We start from the raw sequence: 18,942 nt of genomic DNA, 5'->3' as shown, positions 1-18,942 counted from the left end.
TTACTTACCAGCCTTTCCGGCCTTGCGGCGGACAACCTCGCCGGCGTAGCGCACACCCTTGCCCTTGTAGGGCTCGGGCTTGCGGATCTTACGGATGTTGGCGGCGACCTCACCGACGGCCTGCTTGTCGATACCACTGACCGTGAGCTTGTTGTTGCCCTCGACCGTGAACGTGATACCCGCGGGCGGCTCGACGTTGACCGGGTGCGAGAAGCCGAGAGCGAACTCGACGCCCGCGCCCTTCTGCGCGACACGGTAACCGGTGCCGACGATCTCGAGTCCCTTGGAGTAACCCTCGGTGACGCCGATGATCTGGTTGTTGATCAGGGTGCGGGTCAGGCCGTGCAGCGAACGCGATGCGCGCTCGTCGTCGGGACGGGTGACGAGCACCTGGCCCTCTTCCAGCTTGACCTCGATCGGGCTGGCGACGACGAGGCTGAGCTCGCCCTTCGGGCCCTTGACGGTGACGGCCTGGCCGTCGATCTTCACATCAACCCCGGCAGGGATGCTGATGGGCAGTCTTCCAATACGCGACATGACGAACTACCACACGTAGGCGAGGACTTCCCCACCCACGCCCTTCTTCTCAGCCTGACGGTCGGTGAGCAGACCGGAGGAGGTGGACAGGATGGCGACGCCGAGGCCGCCGAGAACCTTGGGGATCTCGGTGGACTTCGCGTAGACGCGGAGTCCGGGCTTGGAGACGCGCTTGATGCCGGCGATGGAACGCTCGCGGTTCGGTCCGAACTTCAGACCGAGGGTGAGGGTCTGGCCGACGCGTGCGTCGCTGACCTCCCAGCTCGCGATGTAACCCTCGGACTTGAGGATGTCGGCGATGTGCGCCTTGAGCTTCGAGTGCGGCATCGACACGGTGTCGTGGTGCGCCGAGTTCGCGTTGCGCAGTCTGGTCAGCATGTCTGCGACCGGATCTGTCATTGTCATTTCGGTGTTTCCTTTGTTCACCAGGTTTCGTTCAGCCGTTACACGACTGACGACCTGTGGTGGAAGCGGGGCGGCCGGATCGGCCGGCCCGACAGGGTGAGGACTAGTTCGCGGCCTCGTTGGAACGGAAGGGGAAGCCGAGCTGCTTGAGCAGCGCGCGGCCCTCTTCGTCGTTCTTCGCGGTGGTCACCACAGTGATGTCCATTCCGCGGACGCGGTCGATGCGGTCCTGGTCGATCTCGTGGAACATCGCCTGCTCCGTGAGACCGAAGGTGTAGTTGCCCGTTCCGTCGAACTGCTTGTCCGACAGACCGCGGAAGTCGCGGATACGGGGAAGTGCAAGAGACAGCAGGCGGTCGAGGAACTCCCACATGCGGTCGCCGCGCAGCGTGACGTGCGCGCCGATCGGCTGACCCTCGCGCAGCTTGAACTGCGCGATGGACTTGCGGGCCTTGGTGACCTGCGGCTTCTGACCGGTGATCTTGGTGAGGTCTGCGACCGCACCATCCATGACCTTGCCGTCACGAGCAGCCTCGCCGACGCCCATGTTGACGACGATCTTCACGAGACCCGGCACCTGGTGCGGGTTGGTGAAGCCGAGGTCCTTGGACAGCTGCGCTGCGATCTCGTTCTTGTACTTCTGCTTGAGACGCGGCTGGATTTTGCCAGCAGCGGTTGCAGTGTCGGTCATTACAGGTCCTTACCTGACTTCTTGGCGTAACGAACGCGGACCGTCTTGGTGACGCCGTCCTTCGTGACAGTCTCGTTGCGGAAACCGACGCGGGTCGGCTTCTTGGTCTCGGGATCGACGAGCGCCACGTTGGAGACGTGGATCGGAGCCTCGTGCGTCTCGATGCCGCCGGTCTTCGTGCCACGCTGCGTCTGTCCGACGCGGACGTGCTTGGTGACGAAGTTGACGCCCTCGACGATCACGCGGTTCTTCTCGACGAGAACCTCGATGACGCGACCCTGCTTGCCCTTGTCGCCTCCGCGCGCCTGCGACGCACCGGAGATGACCTGGACCAGGTCGCCCTTCTTGATGTTCGCCATGTGTTACAGCACCTCCGGGGCCAGCGAGATGATCTTCATGAACTTCTTGTCGCGGAGTTCGCGACCGACCGGTCCGAAGATGCGGGTACCGCGGGGGTCCCCGTCGTTCTTCAAGATCACTGCGGCGTTCTCATCGAATTTGATGTATGAGCCGTCCGGGCGGCGGGTGTTCTTCACCACGCGCACGATGACAGCCTTGACGACGTCGCCCTTCTTGACGTTGCCGCCGGGGATCGCGTCCTTGACCGTGGCGACGATCGTGTCGCCCAGGCCGGCGTAACGACGGCCGGAGCCGCCGAGCACGCGAATCGTGAGGAGCTCCTTGGCGCCCGTGTTATCGGCGACCTTGACTCGGGATTCCTGCTGAATCACTTGGCCTTCTCCAGAATCTCAACCAGGCGCCACCGCTTGGAGGCGCTCAGCGGACGGGTCTCGTTGATGAGAACGAGGTCGCCGATGCCGGCGCTGTTGCTCTCATCGTGCGCCTTCACCTTGGAGGTGCGGCGGATGACCTTGCCGTACAGGGGGTGCTTCACGCGGTCTTCGACCTCGACGACGATGGTCTTGTCCATCTTGTCGCTGACGACGTAACCGCGACGGGCCTTGCGGTACCCGCGGACGAGGGCCTCGTCGGCCGCCGACTCCGCGGCCGCAGCCTTGGTGGTCTCAGCCATTACTTGGCCTCCTCAGTCTCAGTCTCGGCGTCGGCGGCCGCGGGGGCGGCCTTCTTCGCCTTGGTCTTCTTCTCAGCCTTCGCGTCGGCGACCTCGGCGGGGGCCGGGGTGGCCCTGATGCCGAGCTCGCGCTCACGGATGACCGTGTAGATACGAGCGATGTCGCGCTTCACGGCGCGCAGGCGGCCGTGGCTCTCGAGCTGGCCGGTGGCCGACTGGAAGCGCAGGTTGAACAGCTCTTCCTTGGCCTTCTTCAGCTCGTCGACGAGACGCTCGTCTTCGAAAGTGTCGAGCTCTGCGGATGCGAGCTCCTTGGATCCGATCGCCATTACGCGTCGCCCTCCTCGCGCTTGATGATGCGTGCCTTGAGGGGCAGCTTGTGAATTGCACGGGTCATGGCCTCGCGAGCGAGTTCCTCGCTGACACCAGAGACCTCGAAGAGGACTCGACCCGGCTTGACGTTGGCGACCCACCACTCGGGGGAACCCTTACCGGAACCCATGCGGGTTTCGGCCGGCTTCTTCGTGAGCGGACGGTCGGGGTAGATGTTGATCCACACCTTGCCACCACGCTTGATGTGACGGGTCATCGCGATACGAGCGGACTCGATCTGACGGTTCGTCACGTACGCGGGGGTCAGGGCCTGGATGCCGAACTCGCCGAAGGAGACCTTCGTGCCACCAGTGGCCTGGCCGGAACGGCCGGGGTGGTGCTGCTTGCGGTGCTTGACTCTACGTGGGATCAACATGGTTATGCCTCAACTCCTGCTGCGGCCGGCGCGCTCTCGGCTGCAGGGGCGTTGCCCCGGCCACCGCCGCGACGCGGACGGTCACGGTCGTTGCGCTCGCGCGACGGCTTCTGGTTGGCCTGCTCGCGAGCAAGCTCCTTGTTCGTGATGTCGCCCTTGTAGATCCACACCTTGACACCGATGCGACCGAAAGTGGTCTTGGCCTCGTAGAAGCCGTAGTCGATGTTGGCGCGGAGCGTGTGCAGCGGCACACGGCCCTCGCGGTAGAACTCCGAGCGGCTCATCTCAGCGCCGCCGAGACGGCCGGACACCTGGATGCGGACACCCTTGGCGCCTGCGCGCTGGGCGCCCTGCAGGCCCTTGCGCATCGCGCGGCGGAACGCCACACGTGCGGAGAGCTGCTCTGCGATGCCCTGAGCGACGAGCTGAGCGTCGGCCTCGGGGTTCTTGACCTCGAGGATGTTCAGCTGGATCTGCTTGCCCGTGAGCTTCTCGAGGTCGGCGCGGATGCGCTCTGCCTCTGCGCCACGACGACCGATCACGATGCCCGGGCGGGCGGTGTGGATGTCGACGCGGACACGGTCACGGGTGCGCTCGATCTCAATGCGGGAAACACCCGCGCGGTCGAGCGACGTCTGCAGCAGACGACGGATCTTGACGTCCTCGGCGAGGTAGTCACTGTACCGCTGACCCGGCTTGGTGCTGTCCGAGAACCACCGCGACACGTGGTCGGTGGTGATGCCCAGACGGAAGCCGTATGGATTGACTTTCTGACCCATTACTTGCTCGCCTTCTTCGTAGCCTTGGCAGCTGCGGCCTCATCCGGCGTCGCGAGGACGATCGTGATGTGGCTGGTGCGCTTGTTGATGCGGAAGGCCCGGCCCTGTGCACGCGGCTGGAAGCGCTTGAGGGTCGTGCCCTCGTCAACGAATGCGCTGCTCACGTACAGGTCCTGCTCGTCCAGATAGGTGTTCGACTGGTCGGCCTTGACTCGCGCGTTGGCGATCGCCGAGGCGACGAGCTTGTACACCGGCTCGCTCGCACCCTGCGGGGCGAACTTCAGGATGGCCAGGGCCTCCTGTGCCTGCTTGCCGCGAATCAGGTTGACGACGCGACGAGCCTTCTGGGGGGTCACGCGGATGTGTCGCACGCGTGCGATCGACTCCACCATTTCTCTCCTCCTTACGTCACCGCGTTAGCGGCGACGACCCTTCTTGTCGTCCTTCACGTGTCCACGGAAGGTGCGGGTGGGAGCAAACTCACCGAGCTTGTGCCCAACCATGGTCTCGGTGACGAACACCGGGATGTGCTTGCGACCGTCGTGCACCGCGATGGTGTGACCCAGCATGGCCGGGACGATCATCGAGCGGCGCGACCAGGTCTTGATCACGTTCTTGCTGTTGGCCTCGTTCGCGGCGACAACCTTGCGAAGCAGGTGGTCGTCGACGAAGGGGCCCTTTTTGAGACTGCGTGGCATCTTCTACTCCTACTTACGCTTCTTGCCGACAGTACGACGACGCACGATGAGCTTGTCGCTTTCCTTGTTCGGGTGGCGGGTGCGGCCTTCCTTCTGACCCCACGGGCTGACCGGGTGACGACCACCGGAGGTCTTGCCCTCACCACCACCGTGCGGGTGGTCGATCGGGTTCATGGCAACACCACGGACGGTCGGGCGGACGCCCTTCCAGCGCATGCGGCCTGCCTTGCCCCAGTTGATGTTCGACTGCTCGGCGTTGCCGACCTCGCCGATCGTCGCGCGGCAGCGTGCATCCACGTTGCGGATCTCACCCGACGGCAGACGGAGCTGCGCGTACGGGCCGTCCTTGGCGACGAGACGCACGGAAGCGCCGGCCGAACGGGCGAGCTTTGCGCCACCGCCCGGCTTGAGCTCGATCGCGTGGATCACGGTACCGGTGGGGATGTTGCGAAGCGGCAGGTTGTTGCCCGGCTTGATGTCCGCGCCTGCACCCGACTCGACGATGTCGCCCTGCGACAGCTTGTTCGGGGCCAGGATGTAGCGCTTGGTGCCGTCCACGAAGTGGAGCAGCGCGATACGTGCGGTGCGGTTGGGGTCGTACTCGATGTGAGCGACCTTCGCGTTGACGCCGTCCTTGTCGTTGCGACGGAAGTCGATCACGCGGTACTGGCGCTTGTGGCCACCACCGATGTGACGGGTCGTGATGCGGCCCTGGTTGTTGCGGCCACCGGTCTTCGACAGCGGACGGAGCAGCGACTTCTCGGGCGTCGACCGGGTGATCTCAGCGAAGTCGGCAACGCTCGAACCGCGACGACCGGGGGTCGTGGGCTTGTACTTACGAATAGCCATTGTCTGTTTTCCTCTAGATCCCGGCCTTAGCCAACTGCCGTGAAGATGTCGATGGAACCGGACTTGAGCGTGACGATGGCACGCTTGGTGTCCTTGCGCTTGCCGGTGCCGAACTTGGTGCGACGCGTCTTGCCCTGACGGTTCAGGGTGTTGATCGAGGCGACCTGGACCTTGAAGATGCTCTCGATGGCGAGCTTGATCTCGGTCTTGTTCGAACGCGGGTCGACGACGAACGTGTACTTGCCCTCGTCGATCAGGCCGTAGCTCTTCTCAGAGACGACCGGGGCGATGATGATGTCGCGCGGGTCCTTGTTGACGGCCATTACGCGTTCACCTCTTCCTTGTTGGACTTCGAAGCGATGAAGCCTTCGAGCGCACCCTTCGTGAAGACGATGTCGTCACTGACGAGCACGTCGTACGCGTTCAGCTGGTCGAAGGTCAGCGTGTGGACGGTGGGCAGGTTGCGGACGCTCTTGAGGCTCACCGCGTCGTCGCGCTCGAGCACGATGAGGACGTGCTTCGAGGTGGCGACAGTGGCGAGGTACTCTGCGACGGCCTTGGTCGACGGGGTCTCACCGAGGGCGAGCGACTCGACGGCGTGCAGGCGGCTTCCGCGGGCGCGGTCGGAGAGAGCACCGAGCAGAGCAGCGGCGATCATCTTCTTGGGGGTGCGCTGCGCGTAGCTGCGGGGCACCGGTCCGTGGACGATGCCACCACCGGTCATCTGAGGGGCGCGGATCGAGCCCTGACGAGCGCGACCGGTTCCCTTCTGCTTGAACGGCTTGCGACCTGCACCGGAGACCTCACCACGACGCTTGGTCTTGTGAGTTCCCTGACGCGCCGCAGCGAGCTGCGCGACGACGACCTGGTGGATCAGCGGGATGTTGGTCTGGACGTCGAAGAGCTCGGCGGGAAGCTCGACAGAGCCTGCCTTCTTGCCCTTGACATCGAGAACGTCAATCGAGGTAGCCATGCGACTAGGCCCCCTTCACTGCGTTGCGGACGAAAACGATGCGGCCGCGAGCGCCGGGAACGGCGCCCTTGACCAGCAGGAGGCCCTTCTCTGCGTCGACGGCCTGAACCTTGAGGTTCAGAACGGTCACACGCTCGCCACCCATGCGACCGGCCATGCGCATGCCCTTGAAGACACGGCTCGGGGTCGAGGAGGCGCCGATGGAACCCGGCTTGCGGTGGTTGCGGTGTGCACCGTGCGAGGCGGAGACACCCTTGAAGTTGTGACGCTTCATCACACCGGCGAAGCCCTTACCCTTGGACGTTCCGACGACGTCGACCAGCTGGCCGGCCTCGAACGTGGCGTCCACGGTGAGCTCCTGGCCGGCCGAGTACTCGGCGGCGTCTGCGGTGCGGACCTCGGTGAGGTGACGGCGCGGCGTGACGCCGGCCTTGTCGAAGTGACCTGCCGACGGCTTGTTGACCTTGCGCGGGTCGATCTGGCCGTAGGCGATCTGGACGGCGTTGTAGCCGTCGACCTCGGGGGTGCGGACCTGGGTGACGACGTTCGGCGTGATCTCGATGACGGTCACGGGGATGAGCTTGTTGTTCTCATCCCAGACCTGGGTCATTCCGAGCTTCTTGCCGAGGAGGCCACGGGAGGTCTTGGTTTCGATGTTCGACATGGCACTCCCCCTTAGAGCTTGATCTCGATGTTGACGTCGGCGGGCAGGTCGAGACGCATGAGCGAGTCGACGGCCTTCGGCGTCGGGTCGATGATGTCGATCAGCCGCTTGTGCGTGCGCATCTCGAAGTGCTCACGGCTGTCCTTGTACTTGTGGGGAGAACGGATGACACACACCACGTTCTTCTCGGTGGGAAGGGGCACCGGGCCGACGACGGTAGCGCCTGCACGGGTAACCGTGTCGACGATCTTGCGCGCCGAGGTGTCGATGACCTCGTGGTCATACGACTTAAGCCGGATGCGGATCTTCTGTCCCGCCATGTCTGACTCACTCTCTTGTTATGGCGTCGTACGAGACCGGCTCCCGAGAGAACCTGACTCGCATTGGACGCGGATGCGACGAACGCTTGTTGGGGAACGCCACTATTCTTCTGTCAACTCATCGACCGCCCGCGGACATGGGTGAACCCTTGTCTTCGAGGTTGTCGATTAAGCTTTGCTCTTCTACCCGCGGCCTAACCATCTTCCGAATGCCGCCTGACGGCGTCTCGGTGGGCTATGCACTGCCTGGCAGTGATCCGTTCGGAGCGCACATGAGCGCACTCGTTCCGAAATGTTGAACTAGACAAGTTTGCCAGACTCCGGCCCAAGCTGCAACCCGGGCGTGTCGCGGGCGCGTCGCACGCCGCTTCGCGCTCGCCCTCAGCCCGAGAAAGCCCGCACGATCACATCGACGGCGAGCACCACGACGACGATCCCGACCAGCAGATCCGTCCACGTCGCGAGCGCCTCCTGCGCGTTCTTGCCCCTCTTCGGCAGGTGCATCAACCCGGCGATCAGGAGGAAGACGCCGCCCGCGACGCCCGCGGGGAGAGCCCACCCTGGCACGAGTGCCAGGAGGCCGGCGATCCCCATGCCGAGGTTGGCCGTGCCGAGCTCGCGCGTGAGCTGCTTCTCCTGCACCGTCGGGGTGGCGGCACCCAGGATGGCCGTGGTCGGCCCCCGTCCGGAGACCTGCGCGACGCCAGCCACGAGCAGCCGCGTGCCGACTCCCCAGAACACCCACCACTTGCCGAAGACCAGCACGGGGTCTCCCCCGCTCACCGCCAGCTCGATCGAACCGGAGACGATCGGAAGCACCACGGTCTGCGCGATGACGAGCACGAAGTAGCCCATGCATCAGGACCTTATCGGCAGCACCCCGTTGCGCGCCAGCAGCGGTCCGAGACGGTCGGCACGACGGGCGGTGTCCCAGCCCCAGCGGACCACGCGCATCCCCGTCTCCTCGATGGCCCGCTGGCGCGCGAGCTGGCTGCGCAGCACCTGCATCGGCGAGCGACCGGCCAGCATCCGGGGGTCGGCGATCTTCACCTCCCCGTCCGCCTCTCCGATGACGCCGAGCCGCGGCCACGCGAAGTCGACGCGGGCGGTGATCCCCGGAAGGCCGACCTGGTGCTGCAGCTCGGGCGGAGGAAGACCCAGGATGTCCATGACGGCCCTGCTCACCGACTCGATCGGACTCTCCGCCCTGCCGTCGCAGAAGGCGGCGGCCTCCAGCGCGCGCGTTCGCTCCACCGGATCGCGCAGGTGCGCGGCCGCCGTTACGAGAGCCTCCCTGGTTGCCAGCGGCGTTCGCTCGCCGAACGCGCCGGACGAGACCGCGTGGTCGGCAGCAACCACCCCGCCGACGAAGGAGCCACGCGCCGCCAGGTCTGCGACCGTCGCCGCCACCGAGGTCGCGGCCAGTCCGCGACGCACCACGGTGGCGTCCCCGGCGCGCGCCCTGTGCTCCACGATGCCGCGCCACGCGCGCTCGTCGACCCCGCTGCGACCCAGGATGTGGATGGTGGCCGGAGGAGGGCCGAGCATGGGGAGCCCGTGGACGACGGCGGCCGACCAGTGGCTGAACACGGGAGCCACCGGACGCACGGCGGCGAGGGTGCGTAAGCGCGCGAGATAGTCGTCGCGCACGCGGGCGCGACCTCGGGATGCGTGGCGCGAGGCCTCCGCTGGATAGACGGCGGCGAGGAGCTGGTGGGAGAGGGCTGGAGTGGTCATGCATCCAGCATCGGCCAGGTGGTCGTCTGGTGGGGCCAGTCGGATGGATCGGTGCAGAACGTGGGGGTGTGGCGAACGCCGGACACGAAGAGCGGGGCCCGGCTGAACGCCGGAGCCCCGCTCGGGTGACGCCTCGCGCCGTCACCCCGTGCTGTTGCCAATGGGACCGCTTACGCGACTCCCGAACTTTCCGTCCGAATGCCTGTCTGCGGGTTGGCCTGGTTTGCGAGGTCATGGATATCCATACGCTCTCCCTTCATCGACGGAACCGTCCGGTTGAAACGGTGTCCTCATTCTGCGCTTCGACCAGCGGGAGGTAAACCCCCTGGAGCAAACGTCCAGGACCCGATGGGGGGATGCAAAAAGGGGCCGGACCTTTCGGTCCAGCCCCTTTCCGAGCAGTCGGAGAAGACTACTTGATGATCTTCGTGACCGTACCAGCGCCCACGGTGCGGCCACCCTCACGGATGGCGAAGCCGAGGCCCTCCTCCATAGCGATCGGCTGGATCAGCTCGACCGTCATGTCGGTGGTGTCGCCGGGCATGACCATCTCGGTGCCCTCGGGCAGCGTGATGACGCCGGTGACGTCGGTGGTGCGGAAGTAGAACTGCGGACGGTAGTTCGCGTAGAACGGGTTGTGACGCCCACCCTCATCCTTGGACAGGATGTACGCGGTGCCCTCGAAGTTGGTGTGCGGCGTAACCGAACCCGGCTTCACGACGACCTGACCGCGCTCGACGTCCTCACGCTTGGTTCCACGGAGGAGCAGACCACAGTTCTCGCCGGCCCATGCCTCGTCGAGCTGCTTGTGGAACATCTCGATACCAGTGACCGTGGTCTTCTGCGTCGGGCGGATGCCGACGATCTCGACCTCGGAGTTGATGGCGAGGGTTCCACGCTCGGCGCGGCCGGTGACGACGGTTCCACGACCGGTGATCGTGAAGACGTCCTCGATCGGCATCAGGAACGGCTTGTCCTTGTCGCGCACCGGGTCGGGGATGGAGTTGTCGACGGCGTCCATGAGCTCGACGATCGACTCGACCCACTTCTCGTCGCCCTCGAGAGCCTTGAGGCCCGAGACGCGAACGACGGGGGCGTTGTCGCCATCGAAGTCCTGGCTCGACAGAAGCTCGCGAACCTCGAGCTCGACGAGCTCCAGGATCTCCTCGTCGTCGACCATGTCGGACTTGTTGAGCGCGACGAGCAGGTACGGAACACCGACCTGCTTCGCGAGCAGCACGTGCTCACGGGTCTGCGCCATCGGGCCGTCGGTAGCGGCGACCACGAGGATCGCGCCGTCCATCTGAGCGGCACCGGTGATCATGTTCTTGATGTAGTCGGCGTGCCCAGGGGCGTCAACGTGCGCGTAGTGGCGCTTCGGGGTCTCGTACTCGACGTGCGAGATGTTGATCGTGATACCGCGCTGACGCTCTTCCGGAGCCGAGTCGATCGACGCGAAGTCGCGCTGAACGTTGGTCGCCGACGGGTACTTGTCAGCAAGCACCTTCGAGATCGCCGCGGTGAGCGTCGTCTTTCCGTGGTCGACGTGACCGATGGTTCCGATGTTGACGTGCGGCTTAGTCCGCTCGAACTTGGCCTTAGCCACTGGGTCCTCCTCAGGACTCTCGTGTAGAAGCCCCGGCCGATGGTTTCCGGCCGGCAACTCTACGGGATTGTTTATCTATGTTACGGGATACTGCGAAAGGAGGGTGACCGGAGTCACTCGCCCTTGTTCTTCTGGACGATCTCGTCGGCAACAGCCTTGGGAACCTCCGCGTAGCTGTCGAAGGTCATCGAGTAGACCGCACGGCCCGAGGTCTTCGACCGCAGGTCGCCGATGTACCCGAACATCTCCGACAGCGGAACGTTCGCGCGGATCACCTTGACCCCGCTCGCGTCCTCCATCGACTGGATCTGACCACGTCGTGAGTTGAGGTCACCGATCACATCGCCCATGTACTCTTCCGGCGTGCGAACCTCGACCGCCATGAGCGGTTCGAGGAGCACGGGGTTCGCCTTGCGCGCGGCCTCCTTGTAGGCCATCGAGCCGGCGATCTTGAACGCCATCTCCGAGGAGTCGACGTCGTGCGAAGCGCCATCCACGAGGGTGGCCTTGACACCCACGGTCGGGAAGCCGGCGAGAACACCCACCTGCATCGCGTCCTGGATACCGTGGTCGACCGAGGGGATGTACTCGCGCGGGACGCGGCCACCCGTCACAGCGTTGACGAACTCGTAGCTCGTCTCCGGCGTGACATCCATCGGCTCGATCGTGATCTGGATCTTGGCGAACTGGCCAGAACCACCGGTCTGCTTCTTGTGGGTGTAGTCGTACTTCTCGACCGCGCGACGGATGGTCTCGCGGTAGGCCACCTGGGGCTTGCCGACGTTGGCCTCGACGTTGAACTCGCGCTTCATGCGGTCGACCAGGATGTCCAGGTGAAGTTCACCCATACCCTTGATGACCGTCTGACCGGTCTCCTGGTTCTGCTCGGTGCGGAACGTCGGGTCTTCCTCGGCGAGCTTCTGGATCGCGGTGCCCAGCTTCTCCTGGTCGGCCTTGGTCTTCGGCTCGATCGCGACCTCGATGACGGGCTCGGGGAACGTCATCGACTCGAGGACGACCTGGTTGTCCGGGTCACACAGGGTGTCACCGGTGGTGGTGTCCTTGAGGCCGATCACGGCGTAGATGTTGCCAGCGGTCAGGAAGTCGACCGGGTTCTCCTTGTTGGCGTGCATCTGGAAGATCTTCCCGATGCGCTCCTTCTTGCCCTTGGTCGAGTTGACGATGCCGGCACCGCTGTCGACACGGCCGGAGTACACGCGCACGTAGGTCAGACGACCGAAGAACGGGTGGACGGCGACCTTGAAGGCCAGAGCCGAGAACGGCTCGGACGCGTCGGCGTGGCGAAGGATGACCTTCTCCTCGTCGCGCGGGTCGTGAGCCTCGATGGCCGGAACGTCGATCGGCGACGGAAGGAAGTCGATCACAGCGTCGAGCATCGGCTGCACGCCGCGGTTCTTGAACGCGGAACCGCAGAGAACCGGGTAGAGCTCGCTGTTGATCGTCATCTTGCGGATGGCGCCCTTGATCTCTGCGACCGTGAGCTCCTCACCGCCGAAGAACTTCTCGAGCAGTGCGTCGTCGCTCTCCGCGACGGTCTCGAGCAGCGTCTGACGGTACTCGTTGGCCTTGTCGACCAGGTCGGCCGGGATCTCCTCGATGGCGTACTTGGCGCCCATCTGGACGTCACCCTTTGCGTCACCGCGCCAGGTCAGCGCACGCATCTCGATGAGGTCGACGACGCCCTCGAAGGCGGACTCGGAACCGATCGGGAGCTGCAGCACCAGCGGCTTGGCGCCGAGGCGGCTGACGATGGTGTCGACCGTGTAGTAGAAGTCGGCGCCGAGCTTGTCCATCTTGTTGACGAAGCAGATGCGCGGGACGTTGTACTTGTCGGCCTGACGCCAGACGGTCTCGGACTGGGGCTCGACGCCCTCCTTGCCGTCGAAGACGGCGACGGCGCCGTCGAGGACGCGGAGCGAACGCTCCACCTCGACGGTGAAGTCCACGTGACCCGGGGTGTCGATGATGTTGATCTGGTTCTTGTTCCAGAAACAGGTGACGGCCGCGGACGTGATGGTGATGCCGCGCTCCTTCTCCTGCTCCATCCAGTCGGTCGTCGAAGCGCCGTCGTGGGTCTCGCCGATCTTGTGGTTGACGCCCGTGTAGAACAGGATGCGCTCGGTCGTAGTGGTCTTGCCGGCATCGATGTGGGCCATGATGCCGATGTTGCGGACCTTGTTCAGGTCGGTGAGCACGTCCTGTGCCACAGGGTTCCTCCGAAAAGTAGAAAGGTGAAGGGGTGCCGGCCCGGGTGGGGCACTCCATGGAGTACAACACCCGGACCGGCGTGGTAATGCCCGAACCGGGATTACCAGCGAGCCGGATTTACCAGCGGTAGTGCGCGAAGGCCTTGTTCGACTCGGCCATCTTGTGCGTGTCCTCGCGACGCTTGACAGCGGCGCCGAGGCCGTTCGACGCGTCGAGGATCTCGTTGGTGAGGCGCTCGGTCATGGTCTTCTCGCGACGACCCTTGGCGTAGCTGGTGAGCCAGCGCAGCGCGAGCGTGTTCGCGCGGTGCGGCTTGACCTCGACGGGGACCTGGTAGGTCGAGCCACCGACGCGGCGGCTGCGGACCTCGAGGGTCGGGCGGACGTTGTCGAGCGCCTTCTTGAGCGTGACGACGGCATCCTGACCGGACTTGGAGGCGACGCCTTCGAGCGCGTCATACACGATGCGCTCAGCGAGGCCCTTCTTGCCGTCGAGCAGGATCTTGTTGACGAGCTGGCTGACGATCGGTGCGCCGTAGACCGGGTCTGCGACGACGGGGCGCTTGGGAGCTGGACCCTTGCGAGGCATTACTTCTTCTCCATCTTCGCGCCGTACCGGCTGCGAGCCTGCTTGCGGTTCTTGACGGCCTGGGTGTCCAGCGCGCCACGGACGATCTTGTAGCGAACACCGGGGAGGTCCTTCACACGACCGCCGCGGACGAGCACCATCGAGTGCTCCTGCAGGTTGTGGCCCTCACCGGGGATGTAGGCCGTGACCTCTGTCCCGTTGGAAAGCTTGACGCGAGCCACCTTGCGGAGAGCCGAGTTCGGCTTCTTCGGGGTGGTGGTGTAGACGCGGGTGCACACGCCGCGCTGCTGGGGGTTGGCCTTCAGGGCGGGCGCCTTGGTCTTTGTGACCTTGGGGCTGCGGCCCTTCCGAACCAACTGCTGAATGGTTGGCACTGAACTTCTCCTTATATGGACTGCACGGTGACAGGTGTTGCTTCCCCGAGCCAGGGCACGCCCTGCTGGGCGTGTCTTTTCTCAGGGGGACCGATCGACGTTCAGAAGTGTTCGTCATCGATATGCCGTGGGGGCTGGACTCCCGTGCGGTTGTCCTGCCCATCGGATGAGTACGTGCCTGCCCACTCGCGGTGGCCATTCCTGGGCACCAGACGAGCGCGCGACAGAGCGCACACCCGATAAATCTTAGCTCGCGGGCAGCGCCCGGTCAAATGGATGCGGGTGCGCGCGGCGCGTCTGCAGCCCGTGATCTCCCCGCTGGGAGTATACGGCGAAGCGCGGGCATCCATCGTGGATGCCCGCGCTTCGCGGTGGAGGCGGCGAGACTCAGCCGCCGATGCCCTTGGCGAGCTCGCTGTCGACGTTCTGCAGTGCGTCAGCAGCCTTGGTGAGGAACTGCGACATCCCGTCGAGACCGTTCACCGCGTCGGTCGTGCCCTTGGTGAACTGCTCGTACGAGGTGTGGAATGCGCCCGAGGCCTGGTCGGTGACGAAGCCGCCGTTGACGAGTCCGTTGACCAGGTTCTGCAGTTCGTGGAGCTTGGCGGTGATGTCGTCCTTGCCCGAGATGAGGCGGTTGGCGGCATCGGTCATCTCGCCGTACGTGACGTTCATGTTTGCCATGATGTCGTTCCCTTCGTGTTGTCCGAGAGGCCAACCCCTCGGCCGACCAGTGATATCAAACTATCCGTGGATGCTGGTGGAGTGGAATGGGGAGCACTCCCCATGCACTTCCCCCGGCGATCCCCTACGCGGCGGACTCCCCGGAGCCCAGCTCCTCGCCTGCGCGCCAGAACTGCGTCGCGCAGACGATGCCGGCGACGATCAGCACGAGGCCGAGCGCGACGAACGAGAGCGTCCAGGGCAGCGCGTCTGCGAGTTCGGAGCTGGACGAGGTCGGGCCGACGGCGGAGGACAGCGGCGTGAACGCGAGCACCAAGATCACGCCACCCAGGCCGGAGAGCCAGAGGTCGAAGCGCCAGCGGTAGTCGAAGAAGCGCCAGAACCGGCGGCCGGGTGCATCCACCCCCTGCTGCGCCTTTCCTGCGGCCTGCGCGCGGTAGTAGGAGAGCTTCTTGATGAGCGAGGTGATCGCCGCGACGGTCACGCCGAAGCCGATGGAGCCGTAGATGACCCAGTAGCGCGAGAAGTCGTTCTCGTCGCCGACGCTCGCCGGCCAGCCGCCGGTGAACCAGGACACGACGGGCACCACGACGAGGAGCACGGAGATCAGCAGGCCGACGACGATCCAGAAGACGTGCCAGCCGACCGGGAGGACGCGGAACCGGGACACCATGCTCGCCGACGGCAGGACCGTGTCCGGAGGCGCCGGATTGCGCTTCATCGCTCCCCTGCGCAGCTGCTCCCCGGCGACGAGGCCGCACATCGCGAGCAGCAGGATCACGCCGGGGGTCGCCCCCATCGCGACGGCGGCGACGCCGCGGATGCCGTCGAGCGAACCGTCGTCCGGGCCTCCCGCTACGGCGGTCATCACGAGACCGCCGCCGACCAGCAGCACGAACGCGATGGCGGCGAGGATGCCCCCGCCAACGCTGAGCACGCGCCCGAACGCCCGGTTGGATGCTGCGACCCGCTCCCTGCGCTGTGCGAGCGCCTCCTCGGTCAGTTCGTCGGTCACGAGACCTCCTCGGTCTGCAGTTCGGCCCAGGTGAGGGAATCGACGATCGCGTCGAAGAAGAGCGTGTACAGCTCGGGGTCGTGGGCGGTGGGGGCGGAGACGCTGATGGTCAGCAGGCCGGCGTCCGCCGGGTACGGCACCGAGTATTCGAGGTAGAGGGACGGCTCGCGCGTCTCCCCGATCACGTCCTCGCCGATCTCCCGGATGCGGGCGACCGGTCCCGTGCGCTGCTCGATGAGCTGCGCGCCCGGTGTCGCGGCGGCGAGCCGTTCGGCGAGAGGGCGCTCGGCGTCGACCTCCTCCGGCCAGACGCGGTCGCGTGCGATGAGGGCTGCGGGCAGCGGGATGCCGGGGAGGACTTCGAGCGACATCCAGAACGCGGTGGCGCCGGCGGCCCGCGCACGCTCTGCGGTGCTCACCAGCTCTTCGCGCGCATCCCGTCTCATCCGCGCCAGGCGGTCGTTGCGGCCGACCTGCTGCAGCACCAGGGTCCGGATGCGCTCGCGCATGGTCTCCTCGTCGACCAGCGGGATCTCGGCCCAGGTGCCGGGGAGGATGATCGAGTACGAGCCCTGCGGGGAACGGGCTGTGTACGTCATGCGTCCACCCTGTCCGCGAGGGTGACCGTGAGCGTCGCGACCAGCGCCTGCACGTCGGAGGCCATGTCGGTGAACACGCCGAGGTTCTCCGCCGACGCCACGAACTGCACGACCTGTGCGGCGTCCGGCGGGTAGACCACCGCCACGACCCGCTCCTCCAGCTCGGCGCCGCCGTCCGGGAGGGCGTGGGCGATGAGGTTGTGCGAGCCGACCAGTTCGCCGGCGTCCACGGCGGAGCGCCAGGTCTGCACGGCGAAATAGCTCTGGCCGGAATCCGGCTCGACGACGGGAGCAGCGAGCGCCTCCTCGTACTGGTCCGGCGTTCCGACCAGCTCGATGGGGGCGAGCGAGAAGACGAGTGCCGCCCCTGCCCGGCCGATCTCCGGGTACGGGATCCAGACCGCCGCGGTCATCGCCGGGTTGCGCATCTCGCGGAAGCGCGAGCGCGCGAACGCGAGTTCGTCGGCGAGCTTGGCGCGCATCCCCTGGTCGTCGACGAGGGATGCGGCGAGGTGCGCCGGCCAGTCCGGGTCCGAGGCTTCGGCGAGCGGCATCGGATACCAGCGCTCCGGAGTGCCGATGCTGAAGTCGACGATGTCGCGCCGTGTTCCGTTCGCCGTCACTGAGCCTCCCCTTCGCCCACCGGTACCCTACCCGCTACTTCGTGCCGTTGTTGGCGACGTTCCAGACGTCCTTGACCACGCCGACCGTGCTGCTCGTCGCTCCGCCGATCTTGTCGTAGTCGCCTGGGACGAACGACGAACCGGTGTCGATGGCCTGCCCGATCGGGTTGTTGGTGAAGCCGGAGACCGCGCCCGTGACCACCTTGACCGTGTTGTGCACCTGATAGAGGGTCGCGGCCCCCGCGGTGAACTTCATGCCGTTGGTGAGCAGGCTCGGATCCGCCTTGGCCAGGTTGTAGAAGCCGACCAGGTCCTTGTTGATGCCGAAGCCCTTGCTGATGCTGAGGTTCAGGCCGGGGAACGCCTCGCGCGCCGCTTCCTTGATGAGCTCTGGACCGGACTTGGTGCCGGACTGGAACGCGGTGAGCGCCGCCTTCTGCGCATCCGTGCGGATGAACGGGGACTTGAACGCGTCGGAGAGCGGCTTGCTCAGGGCCTCGTTGGCCTTGGTGGCGCTCATGAAGTCCGTGCTGTGCCTGCTGACCCCCTGCAGCCGCGACAGCTGGCGGCTGTCGGTGATGCCGGTGCGGACGATGGCGGTGGCGCGGAGGTTCTTGGCCACCATCGCGAAGATCTTTCCGCCGAACAGGGTGAGCACGCAGCCGACGGCGGCGAACGCGACATCCCACCAGGAGCCGTCGCCGTTGATGACCTTGACGATGGACTCGACCAGGTCGATGATCGCGCCGATCGCGCCGAGCACGATCAGGATCTGGCCGAGGATGGGCACCCAGGCGAAGAAGATCGCCAGCACGCCCGCCCACTTGCAGATGGTCTTGAAGATGCTGAAGACGGTGGAACCCCAGTCGTCCCAGAACGAGTCCTTCAGGCCGTGGTTGTTCTTGTCGACGACGTTGACGATGGCGGCGATGGCGGTCTCGGCGGCGGAGTTCTTCGCATCCAGCGCTGTGTGCCACTCCGCGTGCGCCGCCCGCAGGTCGGCGTCGGCCGCGTCGGCGGCATCCTGAGACTTGGTGGCCGCCGTGGATGCCGTTGCCTTGTCGGCGTCTGCCGCGGTGTCCGCTGCATGCTGTGCGGTGGTCGCCGCGTGCTTGGCGGTGTTTGCCGCCTCCTGCTTGCTCTCGATGTGCGCGATGGCGGTGGTGGCCGCATCCTGGGCCGAGCGCAGAGACGACGAGTACGTGATGAGGGCGTCCGCCGTCGTGCGGTAGCGGTCGTGGGCTTTGTCGATGTCTCCGGCGACATCCTTGGCGGAGTCGCGGAACGCGTCGATGGCCTTGCTGACCATCTGGTCGACGTCGCCGATCTTCTTCAGCGTGGTGACCGAGCGCTGGATGGCGTCGGCGATCTCGGCGTAGTGGCGCGCCTTGGACAGCACCAGGTCCGGGTCGCCCTTGAGCGGCTGGTATTCGACGTCACTCATCTGCGTCTCCTAGTTCTTCGCCGGCGCTGCCGGGTAGTCCTGCGACTTCGCCGCGTCTTCCAGTGCGGTGGCAAGCCCCTCGTCCACCTTGGTGAAGCCGTCCGTGACCCCCGCGACGGACTTGGAGAGGCTCTCCACCGACTCGGTCATCTTCTTGCGCTTGTCGTTCCACTTGTGGGCGAAGTCGCGCACGTGGCCGGAGAGTTCGTCGTGGCCGGTGGCGTCCGCGACGGCGTCACTGAAGTCGTCTGCGCCCTTGAACTCGGAGACGATGGCCTCGAGGTCGGACTTGAGCTGTCCGAGCAGTTCCAGGTCGAGCTTCAGATCGGTCATGACGTTCCCCTCC

Annotated in this window: 28 protein-coding genes; all 28 read right to left on the bottom strand. The window is 65.6% G+C overall.

What is annotated here, in order from left to right; genetic code table 11:
• The 28 genes from rplF to AC1ROC_RS18275 all read right to left on the bottom strand — a co-directional run bounded on the left by rplF (position 1) and on the right by AC1ROC_RS18275 (position 18,929).
• Positions 1-537, bottom strand: coding sequence for a 50S ribosomal protein L6 (rplF, locus tag AC1ROC_RS18410; protein WP_085368813.1), 537 nt, complete (start codon positions 535-537; stop codon positions 1-3).
• Positions 538-543: 6 nt separating this feature from the next.
• Positions 544-942, bottom strand: a complete 399-nt coding sequence (gene rpsH / locus AC1ROC_RS18405; protein WP_055894808.1) for a 30S ribosomal protein S8 — start codon at positions 940-942, stop codon at positions 544-546.
• Between the two features lie 103 nt (positions 943-1,045).
• Positions 1,046-1,633: a 50S ribosomal protein L5 gene (rplE, locus tag AC1ROC_RS18400; RefSeq protein WP_085368814.1), complete on the bottom strand. Its 588-nt coding sequence runs from the start codon at positions 1,631-1,633 to the stop codon at positions 1,046-1,048.
• Positions 1,633-1,992 (bottom strand): 50S ribosomal protein L24, encoded by a 360-nt coding sequence (gene rplX, locus AC1ROC_RS18395; protein WP_085368815.1) that lies wholly within the window; start codon positions 1,990-1,992, stop codon positions 1,633-1,635. The genes rplE and rplX overlap by 1 nt, the downstream gene beginning before the upstream one ends.
• A 3-nt stretch (positions 1,993-1,995) precedes the next feature.
• Positions 1,996-2,364, bottom strand: coding sequence for a 50S ribosomal protein L14 (gene rplN, locus AC1ROC_RS18390; protein ID WP_055894798.1), 369 nt, complete (start codon positions 2,362-2,364; stop codon positions 1,996-1,998).
• Positions 2,361-2,666 carry a 30S ribosomal protein S17 gene (gene rpsQ / locus AC1ROC_RS18385; protein ID WP_055894793.1) on the bottom strand — a complete coding sequence of 102 codons (306 nt, stop codon included), beginning with the start codon at positions 2,664-2,666 and terminating at the stop codon, positions 2,361-2,363. Before rpsQ ends, rplN begins: the two co-directional genes overlap by 4 nt.
• Entirely contained in the window at positions 2,666-2,995 is a 330-nt protein-coding gene (rpmC, locus tag AC1ROC_RS18380; protein ID WP_085368816.1) for a 50S ribosomal protein L29, read from the bottom strand. The genes rpsQ and rpmC overlap by 1 nt, the downstream gene beginning before the upstream one ends.
• On the bottom strand, positions 2,995-3,414 hold the full coding sequence (gene rplP, locus AC1ROC_RS18375; RefSeq protein ID WP_055894786.1) for a 50S ribosomal protein L16: 420 nt from the start codon (positions 3,412-3,414) through the stop codon (positions 2,995-2,997). Before rplP ends, rpmC begins: the two co-directional genes overlap by 1 nt.
• A gap of 2 nt (positions 3,415-3,416) precedes the next feature.
• Entirely contained in the window at positions 3,417-4,193 is a 777-nt protein-coding gene (gene rpsC / locus AC1ROC_RS18370) for a 30S ribosomal protein S3 (RefSeq protein ID WP_085368817.1), read from the bottom strand.
• On the bottom strand, positions 4,193-4,585 hold the full coding sequence (rplV, locus tag AC1ROC_RS18365; protein ID WP_055894778.1) for a 50S ribosomal protein L22: 393 nt from the start codon (positions 4,583-4,585) through the stop codon (positions 4,193-4,195). The genes rpsC and rplV overlap by 1 nt, the downstream gene beginning before the upstream one ends.
• A 24-nt stretch (positions 4,586-4,609) precedes the next feature.
• The gene (gene rpsS / locus AC1ROC_RS18360) at positions 4,610-4,891 is read right to left on the bottom strand and encodes a 30S ribosomal protein S19 (protein ID WP_055894775.1); all 282 of its coding nucleotides are present in this window, start codon (positions 4,889-4,891) and stop codon (positions 4,610-4,612) included.
• A 9-nt stretch (positions 4,892-4,900) separates the two neighbouring features.
• A complete protein-coding gene (gene rplB / locus AC1ROC_RS18355) occupies positions 4,901-5,740 on the bottom strand; it encodes a 50S ribosomal protein L2 (protein ID WP_055894771.1) in 840 nt (279 codons plus the stop codon).
• 26 nt (positions 5,741-5,766) lie between these two features.
• Positions 5,767-6,063 (bottom strand): 50S ribosomal protein L23, encoded by a 297-nt coding sequence (gene rplW, locus AC1ROC_RS18350; RefSeq protein WP_085368818.1) that lies wholly within the window; start codon positions 6,061-6,063, stop codon positions 5,767-5,769.
• Positions 6,063-6,713 carry a 50S ribosomal protein L4 gene (gene rplD / locus AC1ROC_RS18345; RefSeq protein ID WP_085368819.1) on the bottom strand — a complete coding sequence of 217 codons (651 nt, stop codon included), beginning with the start codon at positions 6,711-6,713 and terminating at the stop codon, positions 6,063-6,065. Before rplD ends, rplW begins: the two co-directional genes overlap by 1 nt.
• A gap of 4 nt (positions 6,714-6,717) precedes the next feature.
• Positions 6,718-7,377 carry a 50S ribosomal protein L3 gene (rplC, locus tag AC1ROC_RS18340; protein WP_055894761.1) on the bottom strand — a complete coding sequence of 220 codons (660 nt, stop codon included), beginning with the start codon at positions 7,375-7,377 and terminating at the stop codon, positions 6,718-6,720.
• Between the two features lie 11 nt (positions 7,378-7,388).
• On the bottom strand, positions 7,389-7,697 hold the full coding sequence (gene rpsJ, locus AC1ROC_RS18335; RefSeq protein WP_005050520.1) for a 30S ribosomal protein S10: 309 nt from the start codon (positions 7,695-7,697) through the stop codon (positions 7,389-7,391).
• A 381-nt stretch (positions 7,698-8,078) separates the two neighbouring features.
• Positions 8,079-8,552, bottom strand: coding sequence for a hypothetical protein (locus AC1ROC_RS18330; RefSeq protein WP_493001817.1), 474 nt, complete (start codon positions 8,550-8,552; stop codon positions 8,079-8,081).
• Positions 8,553-8,555: 3 nt separating this feature from the next.
• The gene (locus tag AC1ROC_RS18325; protein WP_493001816.1) at positions 8,556-9,434 is read right to left on the bottom strand and encodes a hypothetical protein; all 879 of its coding nucleotides are present in this window, start codon (positions 9,432-9,434) and stop codon (positions 8,556-8,558) included.
• A gap of 412 nt (positions 9,435-9,846) precedes the next feature.
• Positions 9,847-11,040, bottom strand: coding sequence for an elongation factor Tu (tuf, locus tag AC1ROC_RS18320; RefSeq protein WP_055894752.1), 1,194 nt, complete (start codon positions 11,038-11,040; stop codon positions 9,847-9,849).
• Between the two features lie 113 nt (positions 11,041-11,153).
• Positions 11,154-13,268: an elongation factor G gene (gene fusA, locus AC1ROC_RS18315; protein WP_085368821.1), complete on the bottom strand. Its 2,115-nt coding sequence runs from the start codon at positions 13,266-13,268 to the stop codon at positions 11,154-11,156.
• A gap of 118 nt (positions 13,269-13,386) precedes the next feature.
• On the bottom strand, positions 13,387-13,857 hold the full coding sequence (gene rpsG / locus AC1ROC_RS18310) for a 30S ribosomal protein S7 (protein WP_055894744.1): 471 nt from the start codon (positions 13,855-13,857) through the stop codon (positions 13,387-13,389).
• Positions 13,857-14,231, bottom strand: coding sequence for a 30S ribosomal protein S12 (gene rpsL, locus AC1ROC_RS18305; RefSeq protein WP_055787040.1), 375 nt, complete (start codon positions 14,229-14,231; stop codon positions 13,857-13,859). The genes rpsG and rpsL overlap by 1 nt, the downstream gene beginning before the upstream one ends.
• Positions 14,232-14,618: 387 nt before the next feature.
• Entirely contained in the window at positions 14,619-14,915 is a 297-nt protein-coding gene (locus AC1ROC_RS18300) for a WXG100 family type VII secretion target (protein WP_085368822.1), read from the bottom strand.
• 124 nt (positions 14,916-15,039) lie between these two features.
• Complete coding sequence (locus AC1ROC_RS18295) at positions 15,040-15,930, bottom strand: hypothetical protein (protein ID WP_493001815.1); 891 nt, start codon at positions 15,928-15,930, stop codon at positions 15,040-15,042.
• Positions 15,927-16,529, bottom strand: coding sequence for an alpha/beta fold hydrolase (locus tag AC1ROC_RS18290; RefSeq protein ID WP_493001814.1), 603 nt, complete (start codon positions 16,527-16,529; stop codon positions 15,927-15,929). The genes AC1ROC_RS18295 and AC1ROC_RS18290 overlap by 4 nt, the downstream gene beginning before the upstream one ends.
• The gene (locus tag AC1ROC_RS18285; protein WP_493001813.1) at positions 16,526-17,152 is read right to left on the bottom strand and encodes a hypothetical protein; all 627 of its coding nucleotides are present in this window, start codon (positions 17,150-17,152) and stop codon (positions 16,526-16,528) included. The genes AC1ROC_RS18290 and AC1ROC_RS18285 overlap by 4 nt, the downstream gene beginning before the upstream one ends.
• Before the next feature lie 34 nt (positions 17,153-17,186).
• Positions 17,187-18,596, bottom strand: a complete 1,410-nt coding sequence (locus AC1ROC_RS18280) for a putative T7SS-secreted protein (protein WP_085368826.1) — start codon at positions 18,594-18,596, stop codon at positions 17,187-17,189.
• 9 nt (positions 18,597-18,605) lie between these two features.
• Positions 18,606-18,929 (bottom strand): hypothetical protein, encoded by a 324-nt coding sequence (locus AC1ROC_RS18275; protein WP_493001812.1) that lies wholly within the window; start codon positions 18,927-18,929, stop codon positions 18,606-18,608.
• Between the last annotated feature and the right edge of the window lie 13 nt (positions 18,930-18,942).

Source organism: Leifsonia sp. GW821-FHT13C05 (assembly GCF_058806515.1).
This window is presented reverse-complemented; position numbering and strand designations above follow the sequence as displayed.